At 22.8% G+C, this 17,291-nt stretch carries 14 protein-coding genes and 1 pseudogene; 7 read left to right on the top strand and 8 right to left on the bottom strand.

Going from position 1 to position 17,291, the window contains the following annotated elements:
- Positions 1-221: 221 nt before the first annotated feature.
- From rplL to obgE, 3 genes are all read right to left on the bottom strand, one after another.
- Positions 222-590 (bottom strand): 50S ribosomal protein L7/L12, encoded by a 369-nt coding sequence (rplL, locus tag EXC65_RS02365; protein WP_129719892.1) that lies wholly within the window; start codon positions 588-590, stop codon positions 222-224.
- Between the two features lie 45 nt (positions 591-635).
- Positions 636-1,130, bottom strand: coding sequence for a 50S ribosomal protein L10 (rplJ, locus tag EXC65_RS02360; protein WP_129719891.1), 495 nt, complete (start codon positions 1,128-1,130; stop codon positions 636-638).
- Between the two features lie 172 nt (positions 1,131-1,302).
- Positions 1,303-2,565, bottom strand: coding sequence for a GTPase ObgE (obgE, locus tag EXC65_RS02355; protein ID WP_129719890.1), 1,263 nt, complete (start codon positions 2,563-2,565; stop codon positions 1,303-1,305).
- A gap of 88 nt (positions 2,566-2,653) precedes the next feature.
- On the opposite strand from obgE, the gene gltX reads away from it, so the two are divergent.
- Complete coding sequence (gene gltX, locus EXC65_RS02350) at positions 2,654-4,051, top strand: glutamate--tRNA ligase (protein WP_129719889.1); 1,398 nt, start codon at positions 2,654-2,656, stop codon at positions 4,049-4,051.
- On the top strand, positions 4,042-4,422 hold the full coding sequence (locus EXC65_RS02345; RefSeq protein WP_129719888.1) for a hypothetical protein: 381 nt from the start codon (positions 4,042-4,044) through the stop codon (positions 4,420-4,422). Before gltX ends, EXC65_RS02345 begins: the two co-directional genes overlap by 10 nt.
- A 42-nt stretch (positions 4,423-4,464) precedes the next feature.
- On the opposite strand, the gene EXC65_RS02340 is transcribed toward EXC65_RS02345, so the two are convergent.
- The gene (locus EXC65_RS02340; RefSeq protein ID WP_129719887.1) at positions 4,465-5,238 is read right to left on the bottom strand and encodes an MAGa3780 family membrane protein; all 774 of its coding nucleotides are present in this window, start codon (positions 5,236-5,238) and stop codon (positions 4,465-4,467) included.
- A 612-nt stretch (positions 5,239-5,850) separates the two neighbouring features.
- Here EXC65_RS02340 and EXC65_RS04470 point away from each other — a divergent pair.
- Together EXC65_RS04470 and EXC65_RS02330 are read left to right on the top strand one after the other, a co-directional pair.
- Positions 5,851-6,009: a hypothetical protein gene (locus EXC65_RS04470; RefSeq protein WP_165001333.1), complete on the top strand. Its 159-nt coding sequence runs from the start codon at positions 5,851-5,853 to the stop codon at positions 6,007-6,009.
- A 349-nt stretch (positions 6,010-6,358) separates the two neighbouring features.
- The gene (locus EXC65_RS02330) at positions 6,359-7,942 is read left to right on the top strand and encodes an RNA-binding domain-containing protein (RefSeq protein WP_318025974.1); all 1,584 of its coding nucleotides are present in this window, start codon (positions 6,359-6,361) and stop codon (positions 7,940-7,942) included.
- A gap of 847 nt (positions 7,943-8,789) precedes the next feature.
- Here EXC65_RS02330 and EXC65_RS02325 read toward each other — a convergent pair.
- The 3 genes and pseudogenes from EXC65_RS02325 to glpO all read right to left on the bottom strand — a co-directional run bounded on the left by EXC65_RS02325 (position 8,790) and on the right by glpO (position 12,220).
- Positions 8,790-9,533: an MIP/aquaporin family protein gene (locus EXC65_RS02325; protein ID WP_129719885.1), complete on the bottom strand. Its 744-nt coding sequence runs from the start codon at positions 9,531-9,533 to the stop codon at positions 8,790-8,792.
- Between the two features lies 1 nt (position 9,534).
- Positions 9,535-11,058: a glycerol kinase GlpK gene (glpK, locus tag EXC65_RS02320; protein WP_129719884.1), complete on the bottom strand. Its 1,524-nt coding sequence runs from the start codon at positions 11,056-11,058 to the stop codon at positions 9,535-9,537.
- A 44-nt stretch (positions 11,059-11,102) separates the two neighbouring features.
- Positions 11,103-12,220, bottom strand: a pseudogene (gene glpO, locus EXC65_RS02315) (type 2 glycerol-3-phosphate oxidase).
- Between the two features lie 172 nt (positions 12,221-12,392).
- On the opposite strand from glpO, the gene EXC65_RS02305 reads away from it, so the two are divergent.
- The 3 genes from EXC65_RS02305 to EXC65_RS02295 all read left to right on the top strand — a co-directional run bounded on the left by EXC65_RS02305 (position 12,393) and on the right by EXC65_RS02295 (position 15,740).
- Positions 12,393-12,872: a hypothetical protein gene (locus tag EXC65_RS02305; RefSeq protein WP_129719881.1), complete on the top strand. Its 480-nt coding sequence runs from the start codon at positions 12,393-12,395 to the stop codon at positions 12,870-12,872.
- Positions 12,873-13,494: 622 nt separating this feature from the next.
- Complete coding sequence (locus EXC65_RS02300) at positions 13,495-13,935, top strand: hypothetical protein (protein ID WP_129719880.1); 441 nt, start codon at positions 13,495-13,497, stop codon at positions 13,933-13,935.
- 374 nt (positions 13,936-14,309) lie between these two features.
- Positions 14,310-15,740 carry an RNA-binding domain-containing protein gene (locus tag EXC65_RS02295; RefSeq protein ID WP_129719879.1) on the top strand — a complete coding sequence of 477 codons (1,431 nt, stop codon included), beginning with the start codon at positions 14,310-14,312 and terminating at the stop codon, positions 15,738-15,740.
- 746 nt (positions 15,741-16,486) lie between these two features.
- On the opposite strand, the gene EXC65_RS02290 is transcribed toward EXC65_RS02295, so the two are convergent.
- Positions 16,487-17,260, bottom strand: coding sequence for a MurR/RpiR family transcriptional regulator (locus EXC65_RS02290; RefSeq protein ID WP_129719878.1), 774 nt, complete (start codon positions 17,258-17,260; stop codon positions 16,487-16,489).
- Positions 17,261-17,291 lie beyond the last annotated feature (31 nt).

The raw sequence follows: 17,291 nt of genomic DNA, 5'->3' as shown, positions 1-17,291 counted from the left end.
TTGAAAAATTTATAACAATTTACTATTTTTGTTTAAAATTAAAACTCTATAGCAAAATTATGTTTTAAAAAGCTATGGTGTTTTTATTTTATTTAAAAATTATAAATAATGCTGCAAAGTTATTTTTAAAATCAATATTTCTTTATTAAAATATATTAAAACCCAAGAGAATACTTTAAACATTATTTTGTATTCTCTTGGGTTTTAATAATATTAATTTATTAATCTAAAGTAACTTCAGCACCTAATGCTTCTAATTTAGCTTTTATTTCCTCGGCTTCAGACACTTTAACATTTTCTTTAATTACAACAGGGATTGTGTCAACTAATTTTTTAGCCTCCATTAATCCAAGTCCCAATAATTCTTTAACAGTTTTAATAACTTGAACTTTTTGTCCACCATCAGATTTTAAAGTAATGTTTACTTCTGATTTAGCTTCAGCAGCAGCCTCAGCCGGAGCTGCTGCAACAGCAACAGCTGAAGGGTCGATTCCGAATTCTTCTTTCATTGCCTCTACTAATTCCATCACTTCTTTAATAGACATTTCTTTTAATGATTCAATAAATAATTCTTTAGTTAATTTTGCCATTTTAATCTCCTTGATTCTTTCTATAATTTATTTAGTTTAATTAATTTATTTAATTTTTTCTTCATCAACTAGCATTTTTAGTCCAATTGATAATTGTCTGAGTCCGCCCATCAATGAACTTGCAAGCATTGTAAGTGCTTCTTCATAGTTTGGTAATGTTGCAACTTTTTGAGCTTCATTTGCATCAATAACAGTATTTTCATAAATACCACCTTTTAATACAACATTTGGGTGTTTCTTAGCAAATTTAGCAATAATTTTTGCTGGAGCAATTGAATCTTCTGTTCCAAATGCAAAAATATTTGGTCCAACAAGAACATCACTTAAAGTTCCATGGTTTAATTCATTTGCAGCAATTTTAAACAATCTATTTTTATATACTTTAACATTAACTTTAGCTTCTTTAAGTTCTTTTCTTAAATTTTGCAATTCAGAAACCTTAAGTCCACGATATTCAGCGATAATTAAAGATGATGAATTGTTTAAATTATCTTTAATTTCAGAAACAATGTTTTCTTTTTCTCTTCTAAAGGAATTCATTTAACCTCCTTTTATTATAAAATTTTTAGTTTAATGCAATAAGGTTATAAGTTTTATATATTCAAATAACAAATTAAGTATTTTTTTATACAGTTATTATCTCCATATATTGCATTTAAAATTTTACCAAAAAAAATATTTTTTAAAAGTTAAAAAATACTGTTTTTTGTTTTTAATCTTTATAATCATCTTCTCAAGTAAATTCATAATCTAAAATCCTTACTGTATCACCAACATTTATTTTTAATTTAATTAATTCATCTCAAATTCCCATTTTTTTGAGTTGATAATTAAAACGCATTAAATTATCATGAGATACTAAAGGAATTTTGTTGTAAATTTTTTCAATTTCAGGACCTAAAATTTCATATAAACCTTCATGAATTTTTTTAATTTCATGTCAATTTTCTAGTTTAATATTAATTTCTGAATATGTTTTTTCTATAACTTCTGTTTTTTCTTTTGACAATTCATTTCATAAAACTTTTTTTAGTTCATCTATGTTTTTGGAATTTAAAGCACTAATTTCTACAATTTCTAAATTTTTAAATTTCTTTTTAAAAATAGTTAAATTACTTTTAAAAAAAGGTAAATCTGATTTATTAGCTACAATAACTTGTTTACGCATTGCTAATTTTTCATTATATTTTCTTAGTTCATTATTTATTTGTTCAAAATTATTTATTGAGTTTTTTTCTTCTGAACCAAAATCAATTACATGAGCAATAATTCTACATCTTTCAATATGTTTTAAAAATTGATGCCCTAAACCTTTACCTTCAGAAGCACCTTTAATTAAACCAGGTAAATCTGCAACAACAAAAGAGTTATCGAAATATTTTGTTAGTCCTAATTGCGGAACTAAAGTTGTAAAATCATAATTAGCAATTTTAGGTTTTGCATTTGAAATTTGAGATAAAATAGTTGATTTTCCTGCTGATGGTTTACCAACAAAACCAACATCAGCTAAAACTTTTAATGTTAATTTTAGGTCCATTTTTTCCCCTAAATCACCATTTTCACAAAGCCTTGGTGCTGTGTTTCTTGATGATTTAAATTTGGTATTACCTCTTCCACCCTTACCACCTTTAGCTATTAAGTAAGGTTTTTCTTCGATAATATCATGCATTAAATTTAAACCATCATAAACTAATGTTCCTAATGGCACATCAACAAAAACATCTTTTCCTTTTGCTCCATATTGATTTTTTCTTCTACCATTTTCACCATCAAAACCTTTAATCATTTTTTGAAGATGTAAATGTAATAGTGTGTTTTTACCAGGGTGACCTACAAAATAAATTGAGCCACCATCTCCACCATCTCCACCATCAGGACCGCCACGATCGACATGCGCTTCTCTCCTAAAGGAAATAATACCATTTCCACCTTTACCAGCAATCACTTTGATTTTCACTTCATCAACAAATTTCATAATGCCTCCAATATTGTTTATAATTTAATGTTATATAATATAATATACTCTAAAATTAAAAAAAAATATCAAAAAGAAAGTAAAAAAAATGAAAAAAATTAGAACAAGATATGCACCAAGTCCAACAGGTTTTCTTCACATTGGAGGTGCTAGAACAGCATTATTTAATTATTTATTTGCAAAGCATCATAAAGGTGAATTTATCGTTAGAATAGAAGATACTGATGTTGCAAGAAATGTTGAAGGTGGGGAAAAATCACAACTGGACAATTTAAAATGATTAGGAATTATCCCTAATGAATCACCATTAAAACCTAATATAAAATATGGGAAATATCGCCAAAGTGAAAAACTTGAAAGGTATCAACAATTAATCAATGAATTATTAGAAAAAAACATTGCTTATAAAGCTTATGAAACACCTGAAGAATTAGCAGAGCAAAAAAGACAACAAGAAGAGATGGGAATTTTTAGTTTTAGATATGATAAATATTGACTAAAAATTTCAGAAGCAGAGAAGAAAAAAAGGGAAGAGAATAAAGAGTATTCTGTTAGAATTGCTTTACCAAAAAATGAAATTTATTCTTGAAATGATATTGTTAGAGGTAGTATAAGTGTTAACACTAATGATATTGGGGATTGAGTAATTCAAAAATCAGATGGTTATCCAACATATAATTTTGCAGTTGTAGTTGATGATCATGATATGGAGATAAGTCATGTTTTGCGTGGAGAAGAGCATATAACCAATACACCAAAACAAATTGGTATTTATAAAGCTTTTGGTTGAAGTATTCCAGAATTTGGGCACCTTACAGTTATTACAAATATGGAGGGTCAAAAGCTTTCAAAAAGAGATTTAAGTTTAAAACAATTTATTGAAGATTATAAAAATGAAGGGTATATCCCAGAGGCAATTTTTAATTTCTTAGCTTTACTAGGTTGAACTAGTAAAGATGCAAAAGAAATTTTTAGTCAAAATGATTTAATTAAAGTTTTTGATGAAAAAAGATTGTCTAAATCACCTTCAAAATTTGATATTAAAAAAATGGAATGATTTTCTAAACAATATATGAAAAAATTAGATAATCAACTTATCATTTCGAAATTAAAAACTAATAGACAAAGTGATTGGCTAGAGTTATTTGTAAACATCTACAAGCAAAGTGCTGCAACTATTGATGAAATTCAAAATGCGCTCTTGATTTATGAAAATATTTCATTTGATATTTATCAAGATGATTTACATGAAAATAAAGAAGTTATTAAAATTTTTGCTGAGTTTTTAGAACAAAATGTTTTTGAAGTAAATGGAATTCAAAATGCTATTAATCAAACAAAAGAAAAAACCAAATTAAATGGCAAAAATCTTTTTATGCCAATCAGAAAAGCAACAACATTGCAGGAGCATGGGCCTGAATTAGCTAGTTCTATTTTTTTGTTTGGTAAAAAAGTGATTTTTGAAAGATTAAAAAAGTGAAAATAAATTATAAATCTATCCAAATCCAAAATGATGAAAAAAAAGTTGAACAATTTATTAGTGATCTAAAGCAAACTAAAACAAAAAATAAAACAATTTTAAATTTTAAACATTTGATAAACAAAGATAATATTTTTATTGAAATTTTAGAAAATGAAATTTTTATTATTAATTCGTTTTCTAAAATTCATATGATTAAAAATAAAATTGTTGAAAATATTTACAATTTACCAAATTTAACTTTAAAAATTTATTTTTTACTTTTAGAACTAAAACAAAGTGAAAATAACTTTTATTTTAAATATGAGGTTTATAGCAATAAAAATGACCAAAAAGTTAATGAATTCATTTTTGATCTTAAAATAATAGATAAATAAAAAATAAAAAAAATATAAGATAAAATTCACCTTATATTTTTTTTATTTTTTATTTAATAAAGCAAATTTTTTTTTCTGAATCTTTATTTTATAGACTTTTTTTCAAAATAAGCTTATTAATAAAGGGAAAACAATAGCTAAAACAAAAAGAATTAAATCTAATACTATAACTAAAGGCATATATTTTTCTTTATATAAAAAAGGCTTTGAATAGTTTGAAAATTCATAAATAGAAATACCATCATAAAATTTAATTTCTTTACCATCAGGCGCAATATAGTTTCATTCTTTAAAAGTTGAGCTATAAATTAAAGCTTGAAAAATAAAATAAGAAAAAAAATAAAATGAAGCAATTAGAATAACTCTTTTATTTACAATTAATTTATTTTTTATTAAATATAAAGCATAAAAACCTATTAGTGGATTAATTAAATGTGTTGTTATCGAAACAATTGAATGTCAAAAGTTATTTCAAGAATTAAAAGGTCCAATTAAAGTTCAATATACTAAAAATGTAATTGTAATTAAAGATGTGCTACCAAATAAAAATTGTCTTGCACTCATTGAATTAGGACGTAAAGCAACGACTATAAGTGCTATTGATAATAAAAAATTTGTCTGATATGTAAAATAAAAAATAGATGATGCTCTACCAAATAATATATCAATATCTAAAGTCTGACTTTCAATAATAAAAGGTTGATACATTACAATATTTTTAATTATACCTAATAAAGTTGTAATAAAAACAAATATTCCAAAAATTAAAAATTTTTTATTTTGTTTTTGTTCTAAATTAAAAAATTTTGTTGTCATAGGCATAATTATAAATGTTTTTTAAAAAAAACAAAAATAAATAGTTTTAACAAGTTGGTAAATAAATTTATTATATTTTTTATATGTCTAAAAACATAAAATTTAAGAAAAGTAAGATGCATGAAGATTAATTTAAACAAAAATTATTATCTAAATTTTTAATTCTTATTTAAAGAAAATTCTTAGAAAAAAATCTTTTTTTATAATACCTAGCTTATGTTTGTTTTTTTCATTTTTTGCATTAATATTTTATTTTAAGGGTTTTAAAAACTTTGATATCTAGCTATTTTTGTAGTTCGACAACTTTTACCTATTTTTTGATTTCAATTTTAGTTGTAAATATATCATCTATTATTTTTGATAAAACTAAAAAAATAATTTTGATATTTGATAATTTTTAAAAAATTTACTAAAAAAACATTTTTTTAATAAATTATTACTGCTTTGTACAATAGTGTTTGTATATTTAATTTAGCTAATATATTTATTACTTAATGCACTTTTATTTTGGCTATGCAGACATATGGTTTGTGCTTTTTTAATTTTTAATGTACAGTTGAATTTCTGTTTTTTATTGAAAAAATACCAATAAAAATTGTTTTATTTATTTTAATGCAATTTATTTTTAGCATTGCTTTTCAATTTGTAAATACAAAAAAAGTTTTATTAATTCAAGTTATTTTAACCAAATTAGACTTATTTATTTTGGATAAACAAAGAATTAATTTAAATGTAACAAAAAGATTTGAACAATTAAATTTTTTAAAATAATTAAAGAATCCTAGAACAACAATAATTATTAGTTTTCATATTTTATTTAAACTTGAAAAATATTTCAATACTTTAACTTTTATTGGTTAATAAAAAAATTTATAAAGCGGTCTAAAATGTAGAAATATTGAAAAAATCTATAAAGATATTTATAGTAAAAAAATAAAAATTAAATATTTTTTAAACAAAAACTAAATCTAAATTTTTGCACTTGGATTTAGTTTTTTTATTTCCTGTAAAATGTAGATAAAAAATTAAATATTTTTTAATATGCTATAATTTTTATAAAAAATATATATTTTTTAAAAGGGCTTATTTTTATGAATGAAATTAAAGGCGAAACAAAAAAATTAGAAAAAAAAGTTGCTGTTGAAAGAAAAAAACAAAACATTGATTAAAAACTGTTTGTGCATTTGCTAATGGATCTGGTGGTACGATTCTTTTTGGTATCTCTGATAATGATGAATGAGTAGGATTGAAAAATGCTAAAAAAGATTCTGAATTTATTAGCAGTAAAATAAATGAATGTTTTAGTAAATTTATAAATCATGATTTGTCCATAAAAAATAAAGAAAACAAAGAAATTATAGAGCTTATTATTTTTGAAGGAGAAGAAAAACCTTATTATTTTAGTAATAAAGCTTATATTAGAAATGGTAATACAACAATCAATGTAACCGGTTCTCAATTAGATAACTTAATTTTACAAGGTAAAAAAGTAAGATTTGATGAAATGGATTCTGGAAAAAATAAAAATGATACAACTTTTAAGAAATTTGAAAAAATTTATTTAGAAAAGACAAATAAAAGAATTGACATAAAAGACTTTTATTCATTTAACTTAATTAATAAAAATGAACAATTAACTAATGCAGGCCTTCTTTTTTCAGATGATGGATTGCCTGAAAAATATTCAAGAGTTTATTGTAGAAGATGAAACGGCCTTGATAAAGCACCTAATAATGATATTAAAACATTAGACTATGTTATATATAAAGGAAGTATTTTATATTTACTAGAAAAAAGTATTGAATTCATAAAAAAACATTCAAATTTAATGTGAAAAAAAGATTTGTATGGACGTAATGAATATTATGATTATCCAAAGGAAGCAATTAGAGAGGTAATTGTTAATGCATTAGTTCATCGAGATTATACAAGAGATGATTCAGAAATTTCTATAGATATTTATGATGATAGATTAGAAATTACTTCTCCAGGTGGAATGTATTCTAATGAAAAAATACAAGATTTAAATATTATGAATATTCCATCAGAAAGAAGAAATCGTATTACTGCTGATCTTATGTTTAGAATGAAATTTATGGAAATTAGCGCTAGTGGAATACAAGAAATTATCAAATCATATGAACGTTCTGAAAAATATAGTAAAAATTATAAACCTATTTTTGAATCTACTGATAGATATTTCAAGGTTAAATTATGAAATTTAAATTATGAGATACATAAAGATATAAAATCTAAAAATAGTTTTAATGAAATAGAAAAAACATTTATAAATTCATCAAACCCCGGCGATAAATCTTTAACCCCGGCGATAAATTCATCAAACCCCGGCGATAAATCATTAACCCCGGTGATAAATTCATCAAACCCCGGCGATAAATCATTAACCCCGGCGATAAATTCATTAAATTATCAACAAAAATTAGAATCAAATAAATTAGCAACTTTTAACAATATAGATAATTTAAAAGTAAAAAAAATAACTTATTTAAAGGAAAATATAGAAAAAATTTTATCTTTTTCAAAAAATAATGAATATTTTAAATCTTCAGAAATAGAAAAAGAATTAAATTTGAAACGTTCTAGAGTTAGAGAAATACTTTCTAAAATGGTAAAAGAAAACTTAATAGAACCAATGGGCAAAAACAAGAGTAGAAAATATAAAATAAAAAAACCACAAAAATAAGCAGTTTTTTATTTTATATTTTTATTTTAGTAATTCTTATTTTTGTAATGTTTATGGTGATAACAATATAAACAATATACAAAATTCAAAATGTTAAAAAACAATAAAAATTAGTTTAAAGCATCAAAATCTTTCTATTTAATAATTAAAAATATTATGATAAAAATAAATGCCTGAATAAAAATTATTAAAAAATGAATTTTTAAATAATTTTTATTTAAATAATTTTTTCTTTATATTTAAAAATTGTAAACAGTAGAAAAAATATTTAGTTTAGCTTATGAAATAAACAAAAAAACAAAAAAGTTTTTAAGATTAGAGCCTTTGGTATATTCAATAGAAATAAAGTGCTAAACTATTCACTTTATTAAGTTGAATTAAAAGTTGAAAAAATAAAAAATGTTTTATATTTATGAAGTTAATAATTATAACTAAAAGAAAATATGATTTTTTATTTAAAAAAATTTAGAAAAAAAATAAAAAATAAAACATTGCAAAACATATTCAGGAAAAAACAGCTTAAATTCTAGTGAAACAATAGATTCAAATAATACTTGTGAAAGTTTAAACTTAAAATTATTAAAAAATTATAAAACAAAAATATATTTAATTCAAATTTTAGTATTCTTTTCACAACTATACATATCAAAAGAAAAAACCAAATTGATGCGTTTATTAGAAATTTATCACTTCAACAATGATTAGTTGAAAAAATAAATATTAAAGAAAGTCTTGTTATTTATCAAAAAAGTAAAAAAAATTGAATTTGAATAACAATAATCTAAAAAAACATCAAACATATATTAATTATTTATATATTTGATGTTTTTTTTATTTTGTAAAATTATTAAATTAATGAAAATAATCCAATTGTTGTACCGGCTAATAATGGAGAAATAATAGGAACAAAACTATAGTCTCAACCACCATTAATTTTCTTTTGTTTTCAAATAAAAATACTAAATAATTGGAAAGCCACTCTAGGACCTAAATCACGAGCTGGATTCATTGCATAGCCAGTTACACTACCTAATGATAAACTTAATGAAGAAATAAGCAATACAACAGGAATAGGTCCTAAACTTTCGAAATATTTTTTATTTTCACCTTTGCCTAAAGCAAAAATAATTCCTATTAAAACTAAAGTTGCTACATATTCATACATAAGGTTTTGAGCAAGACCTTTTTCTTTAAAGTTACTAAAACCTCCACTTGTACTACTACAGCTTCTAATAATTGCATAATCATCTGTTTCTTTGATGTGTTTATAGTTAATAATATATAAAATTATTTGTCCACTAAAAGCACCTAAAATTTGTACAGCACTATAAGCAAAAAATTTATCTATTTTTTTATCACCAAATAGTGCAAATAATGAAACCGCAGGATTTATGTGCCCCGGTGCACCTAATGAACTTGCTACAATTACACCCATTAAAACAGCAAATGCTCATCCAAAAGTAATCATGAGTCATCTGCCTGATTGGTTGGCAAACATTCTTTTTAAACTAACAGACATACCAACCCCATTACCTAATAAAATTAAAACTAAGGTACCAAGAAATTCCCCTAATATATCAAGGTGTTGCATATTATTCAATATCTTTCACTCAGTTTAAAGTTCTTTTAATTGCTGAATCTCAGCCTTTTAATAACTTAGTAACTTCTTCTTTTGGTAATGAAGGTTTAAATTGTCTATCAATTTCAGCAATTTTTTTAATTTCATTAATGTCTTTTCAATAACCAACAGCTAAACCAGCTAAATATGAAGCTCCCATAGCTGTAGTTTCAACATTTTTAGGTCTTTCAACATTTAAATTAGAAATTGAAGATTGGAAATTCATTAAATAATTTGATTTAGAAGCTCCACCATCAACTTTTAAAAGACTAATTTTTTTACCTAAATCTTTTTCCATAGCTTTAATCAAGTCATTAGATTGGTAAGCTATACTTTCTAATGTTGCTTTAATAATGTGTTCATTTTTTGTTCCTCTTTCAAGACCAAAAATAGCCCCACGAGCATATGAATCTCAATAAGGTGCTCCAAGCCCTGTGAATGAAGGAACAACATAAACTCTTTGATTATCTTTAACTAATGAAGCATAAAAATCACTTTCAGCTGCATTATATAAAATTCTCAGTGAATCTCTAAGTCATTGAATAGCCGCGCCAGCTACAAAAACAGAACCCTCAAGAGCATAAACAGTTTTTTGTCCTTGAAGTTGTCAAGCTACTGTTGTTAACAGCTTATTATTTGATTTAATTGCTTTATTTCCTGTGTTAACAAGAGTAAAACATCCTGTACCATAAGTGTTTTTAACCATTCCAACTTCTGTACACATTTGGCCAAATAAAGCGGATTGTTGATCACCAGCTACACCTGTAATTGGTACTTTACCAACTGCTTTATTTGATCAAAATTCAGGCTCAACATAACCATAGTGACCTGAAGAAGCTTTAACTTCTGGTAAAATACTTCTTGGTATATTTAATAGATCTAAAATTTCTTGATCTCAATCTAGTGTATGAATATTAAAAAGCATAGTTCTTGATGCATTTGAAACATCTGTAGCATGAACTTTACCTTTGGTTAATTTTCAAATTAATCAAGTGTCAATTGTTCCAGTTAATAATTTATTTTGAGCTAATTTTTCTTTTGCAACTTCAACATTTTCTAAAATTCATTTTAGTTTTGTTGCACTAAAGTAAGGGTTAATAATAAGTCCTGTTTTTTCTCTGAAAAAATCAGTTTTATTTTCTTTAATTAATTTATCACAAAAATCACTTGTACGGCGATCTTGTCATACAATTGCATTATAAACCGGTAGTCCTGTTTCTTTATCTCAAACTACAATTGTTTCTCTTTGGTTTGTAATTCCTAGTGCTACTATGTCACTAGATTTAATTTGTGCTTTATTTTTTACACTTTGCATTGTAGAAAGTTGTGTGTTTCAAATTTCTAAAGCATCATGTTCAACTCATCCTGAGTTAGGAAAATATTGACTAAATTCATTTTGAGCAATGGCAACAATATCTCCTTTTTTGTTAACTACTAATGAACGACAAGAAGTTGTACCTTCATCTAAGGTAATAATAAATTTTTCTTTTGTATTCAAATTAAACTCCTTTTTTTGATAAATTAGTAAGTTATTTAGCAAAATTAAGTTTTTAATTTAAAATCTGTTTTTTCAATTAATTTAACAATTTCTTTAGCAATTGCAGGAGCTGAAGATAAACCAGGTGATTGCATACCCGCGGCATTAATAAAGTGTTTATTAGCTTTAGCATAACCAATAACAAAATCATTTGTTTTTACATCAATTGGTCTTGAACCTGCAAAACGAGAAACAATTTTTTCTGTTTCTAATTCAGGAATTAAATGTTTACCAATTTTAATAATTTCTATATATTTTTCATGTGTAATAAAGGAAGTTTCGTCTTTTTTAACATGATCTTCAGCTGTGGGACCAACTAAAAAATTACCATTTAACATTGGAGCCACAATAACACCTTTACCGTGAATTGTTGGTACCATAAAACAAACATTAGAAACTTTGTTTTTAATGTTATGACTTAAAACAATATATTCTCCTCGTTTTGTTGTTTGTTCAAAATCGGGATAATTAGCTAATTTGGCAATTTCATCTGCATAATGACCTGCAGCATTAATAATGATTTTAGCTTTAATTTCAGTGTTTGTTTTACTTTTTATCGTAAACATTTTATCTTCATATTTTATTTCATTTACATGAAATTCTAGCATTGTTTTAACACCAAAATTTTCACTAGTTTTAATAAATTCATTTGTTGCCTCGTAAGGATCAATTGCATAAGAATTATTGCATAAAAGTGCACCAAAAACATTTTTATTTAAAAAAGGTTCTTTTTCTAAAGTCTGCTTTTTATTTAATATAAACAAATGCTTTTTATTTACTTTATTTTTTAGACCTCTTTCATATAAAAGTTTTACATGTTGCATTTCATTTTCATTAAATGCAACAACTAATGAATCAACTTTTTTTCTTTTAAAATTAAAAATAGGAAAAATTTCTTTTTGTCATAGTTTATTTCCTAAAACGTTAAGACTAGCTTCAACTTTATGACTTTCAGCATCAAAACCACAATGAATAACACCAGAATTATTCTTTGATGTTTCTTCTCCAAAAGAAACATTTTTTCTAATAAAACAACTTTATTTTTATATTTAGATAATTCATAAGCAATGGATGCACCTATTATTCCGCCGCCTATAATTGCTATATCATATTTTTTAATCATTTTTTTCTTCATAAATAACTTACTTAAGTTTATTATATGAAACAAAAAAAAAAAAAAAGATTTACTAAAAAATATTAATTTTATATGGAAATTTTGGCATTTTTGCACTTTTTTTTGATTTTAATTACCAAAAAAAAAATAAAAAAGTATAATAAAAAACTTGGAGGTAAAAATGAATTTCAATTTAAAAGAAGAACTAGAAAAATGAAAAAAAACTAGAATTGTTATTTGAGTACTTTTTGGTGCATTTGCTTTGTTTATAATTATAGGTATTATATTAATGATTAAAGCTGCGAGTGATGTAGTGATTGTTCAGACATTATTAGGTCCGGTATCTCAAAAATCTAATTCACTTTTAGCTTTTACAGGCGTAGGTTTTGCATTAGCACTTGTTGGGTCTATTGGACAAGGGATTACACTAATAGTTGGAAGAGTTTTAAAGTATAGTTTAGCTAATAAAATAGAAAATATTTATTTAATGCAAAAACAATATCCAAGTAATTCAAATTTAATAATTTGACTTGTTCTTTCAATTTTTTTATTGCCTATAATTGCAACAATAATATTTCATGTAAAAGCCAATGATATATTTGCCAAAGTTCAAATGTTAGATTCTTTAGAATCTGAGACAACAAATAGAACATTATCATAATATTTAGTCATTTTTTATTTGAAACCATTACTTTGTAGTGGTTTTTTTTATTAAAAAAAAGTATAATAAAAAATTAGAGATAAAAATAAATTTAAACAAAAAAACATGAATTAGAATATGAAAAAAAATAGAAAAATTATTTGATTTGTCGCATTTGTATTTTTATTATAGAAATTATATTTTTAATTTGTTTCCACGAAATATAGTATTATGACTAATAGAATTTTTATGTTATGTTATTGTTTCTACTGTTTTATTTATTGGAAGAGTTAAAAAATTTAACATAGCTAGAAAAATTATAAAAAAACATTTTCCTGTAAAAGAGCATGAAAAAAACACGTTTTTAATCATAAGTTTATACTTTCAACAACAGCTCTCTTATGATAACCTATTGCTTGAATATTTTTTAATATAATTGCAAACAAAATTTTAAATCATAATAGTCAATATTATAAAGAAATAAATGAATTTAATAGTGATAAAAGTAATTTAAATATAAATTATTTTAAAAAAATAAAAAATTTAATTAAAATAATATAATAAAACATTTTTTTAAAACATTTTTGAAAAAAAATTATTTAAAATATATAATAATATTATATTTAAAATATTGAGGAGAAAAATGCAACAAGATTTAGCAAAAAAAATACAAAAATGAAAAAAAGTAAGAATTATAGTTTGACTTCTTTTTGGAATATCAATGGCTATTGTAATTATTCTTATGCTTATTGGACTTATTTCAGCAATTAAAGCACAACTAGAAATGCTAGAAGAAAATAAAATAATTGATTTACAAAAAACAATTTTTTCTTCTGTTTGATCATTATCTTTTGTTATATTTTTTATTGTTTTGGCACAGATGTCTTTATTTTTTGGTAGAACTTATAAATATATTTTAGCAAACGATATTCAACACTTATATTCTCAAACAAAAACATTAAAAACTAACAAATCTACTTTATCTACTTTATTTATTATTTCATTTTTTACATCATTTGTTGGGATTTACTTTTTTCATACAAGAGCAAATGAAGTAATCAATAATTTATCAAAAGAGTTATAAATTTATGTTGTTTCAAGTGTTGATTGTTTAAAAATGTAAAATAAAGTATAAAAAAGCATTGTAAAAGAACTAAAAAAATTTTTACTGCTTTTTTTTATAAAGTATGTTCTATATTTTTTATATATGTTTTTTATAAAACATATTACAAAACACGAAAAAGGTATTACCATATCTGTGGCCCTTTTTCGTGTTTTTATATATATTTTTTTATGTCAAACTAATAATTTACATTTGATTAGTTATGTATTAACATATAGCAAAAATATAAAAAATAATTAAATAACATTTGTTTAAAAAAATAGTTTTAAAAAATGATAAAATAAAAATATAAAAAATTCAATTTTTTATTTATATTTTTAGCCAAAAAGGAAATTATGAATTTAGAAACAAAAATAAAAAAATTAATTAAAAAAGGTGAACAATACAATATTGAATTTAAAGAGTCAAAGACATCTTTACCTGAAGATGTTTTTAAAACTGTTTGTGCATTTAATAATAGATTAGGCGGACATATAATTTTAGGTGTAAACGATAAAAAGGAAATTATTGGTGTTGAAGAAAGTAATATAGATGATATTAAAAAAAATTTTGTTACAACTATAAATAATCCAACTGCATTTAATCCTCCATTATATTTAGAACCTATAGTTTTAGAAATTAATAATTTTAAAATTATTTATATTTATGTTCCTGAAGGTAAACGTGTTTGTAATTATAAAAGAAAAATTTATGACCGCATAAATGACAGTAATCTAGATATTACTAATTCTCATGATAGAATATCCAAAATATATTTAAAAAAAAGTAATATTAGTTTTGTTGAAAATATTTACCCTGATATAGACATTAATTCATTAGGTGACAAAACTATTGAGAAGGTTAAAAAGATGGCAATAGCTAAAAATCCTTTTCATATTTGAAAAAATATGTCTAAAGTTGAAATGCTTAGAAGTTTATCGCTTATTTCTTTTGATTTAGAACAACAAAAAGAGAGTTTAACATTAGCAGCAATTTTATTATTTGGTAAAAAAGAAACTATTTCATCCATTTTATCTTATTATAAAACTGATGCTATTTTAAGAATTGAAAATACTGATCGTTATGATGATAGAGAAACTATTGAATTAAATCTTATAGAAAGTTATTATAAACTTGTTCAATTTGGGCAAAAACATTTAAATGATATTTTTGTTTTAGACAAAATTCAAAATGTAAGTGCAAGAGATACTATTCTTAGGGAAATAGTGGCAAATACCCTAGCGCATAGAGACTATTCTAGTAGTTTTGTTGCAAAAATAATAATTGAAAAAGATAAAATAATTGTTGAAAATTCTAATATACCTAACAGTTTTGGAGAACTAAAGCCAAAAAAATTTGCACCATTTCCTAAAAATCCTTTAATATCAAAGGTTTTTAAAGAAATTGGTTTTGCTGATGAATTAGGTTCAGGTGTAAATAATATATACAAGTATACTCAAATATATTCACAAAATAAACCTATATTTGAAGAAGGCGAAACTTTTAAAACCATTATTCCTTTAAGAGATATTGCTATCAGTAAAATTAAATTTCAAAACTTTAAAAATGATAAAGGTATTTTACACAAAAAAACAATTAAAAGCAATGAAATAAATAAAATTATTGAAATGATTAAAAATAACAAACATATAAAACTTGATGAAATAGCTAATAAATTAAAGCTAAGCAAAAAAACAATTCACAGACATATTAAAAATATTCCTAATTTAATTTATATTGGAAGAGGAAGAAATGGTTATTGACAATTTATTGATACTAAAAAATAAAATTTTTATTTAAATCTATCAAATAATTTTTTAATTAAAAAATTGCAAAAAATTATTATTTTACTTTTGTTAAATGTCCACCGGAGATTTTTTTAAATGTTTACCAGAAATGTCCACTAAAAATGTCCACCGGAAAACATTTTTATCATAAAAATAACATATTTTTTTAAAATCTTTACTAAAAATGTCCACTGGAAATTTTTTTAAAAATATCAGCTAAAAAAATATTTTATTTAGATAAATAATGCATAATGTTGTTAAAATGTTTAGTAAAAATTTTAGTTTATAAATTTAAAATAAAAATTTAAATATTATTTAATTTTACCTATAAATAGGTATTAAAACTATTTATTTGTACAGACTTTTATCAAAAAACAAATATTTTTATATGTTTTTTTATTTAAATATTTATTTAAAAAAATTTTGAAAAATATTTATTTAAAGATTTTTTTTGTTTTAAAGAACATAAAAAAAATATCAAAATGTCTATTCAAGGTTTTTTCAAAATGTCCACCGGAGATTTTTTAAATGTGCACTAAAAATGTCCACCGGAAAGCATTTAAATTACAAATTATTCTAAATAAAAATATATAATATAAATAAAAAAATTAACAAAATAATAATCAAATAATAATAACGATCAAAAAATGCATTTAACTAAACTAGTTCAAAATTATTGAACTAGTTTTTATTTTAAATTTTTAACATTTACTTTAACTTAATATTATTATTGACTGAAAAGTCGATTAATTTTTAAGCAAATTCATTATTTGCATAATTAAAAAAATATAACTTATTCTTGCTGAAGTATGTTGTTCAAAAATATCTTCATTTTGATAAATAACTAAATGCTCATTTGCATCTTGCATAAGTTGTGATTTGATATTTGAACTTAATGAAACAGTTTTAGCTTTAGTTTTTTTCACTTCTAAAAAAATATTTAAAATTTCTTCTGTTTCACCTGAAAATGAAAAAAATATACATAAATCATCTTCACTCAAAATGTCAATTCATTTTTTTTGAACATCTAAATCATATGAACTAAAAGCATTGTAATTATTTTTTATTAAATAATTATAAAAAATAATAATTATCTCAATATTACTACCTTTACCAAAAATAAAAATTTTTTTACTTTTTTTTATTTTATCAACAACTTTTAATAAATTATTTTTATTTTTTTTAAAAGCATAGTTGATGTTGCCTATTGTTTTTTTGTAATAATTCTCAATTTTTAATTCATCAGAAATAAAAATATTGTTTTTTGAATTAAAACTAAATAAGTTAAAACTTTCATCAATTTCATACAATAATTCTTTGTAATTGTTAAAACCAAGTTTTTTAACAAAAGATGATACAGAACTTTGTGAACAATTTGAATTTTTTGCAACTGTTTTAATTGGCAAAGATTTAATTTTGTTTAAATTTTGTAAAAAATATTTAGAAATTTCTTTATGTGTCAAATTTATATTTTGATAATCATACTTTTCTAAAGTAATAATAATGTTATATTTTCTCATATTTAAATTATATATTAAGGATTTAATTAAA

The organism is Mesomycoplasma neurolyticum, from assembly GCF_900660485.1.
Lineage (GTDB): Bacteria > Bacillota_I > Bacilli_A > Mycoplasmatales > Metamycoplasmataceae > Mesomycoplasma_A > Mesomycoplasma_A neurolyticum.
The sequence above is the reverse complement of the archived record's forward strand: the minus strand, read 5'-3'. Positions and strand labels throughout refer to the sequence as shown.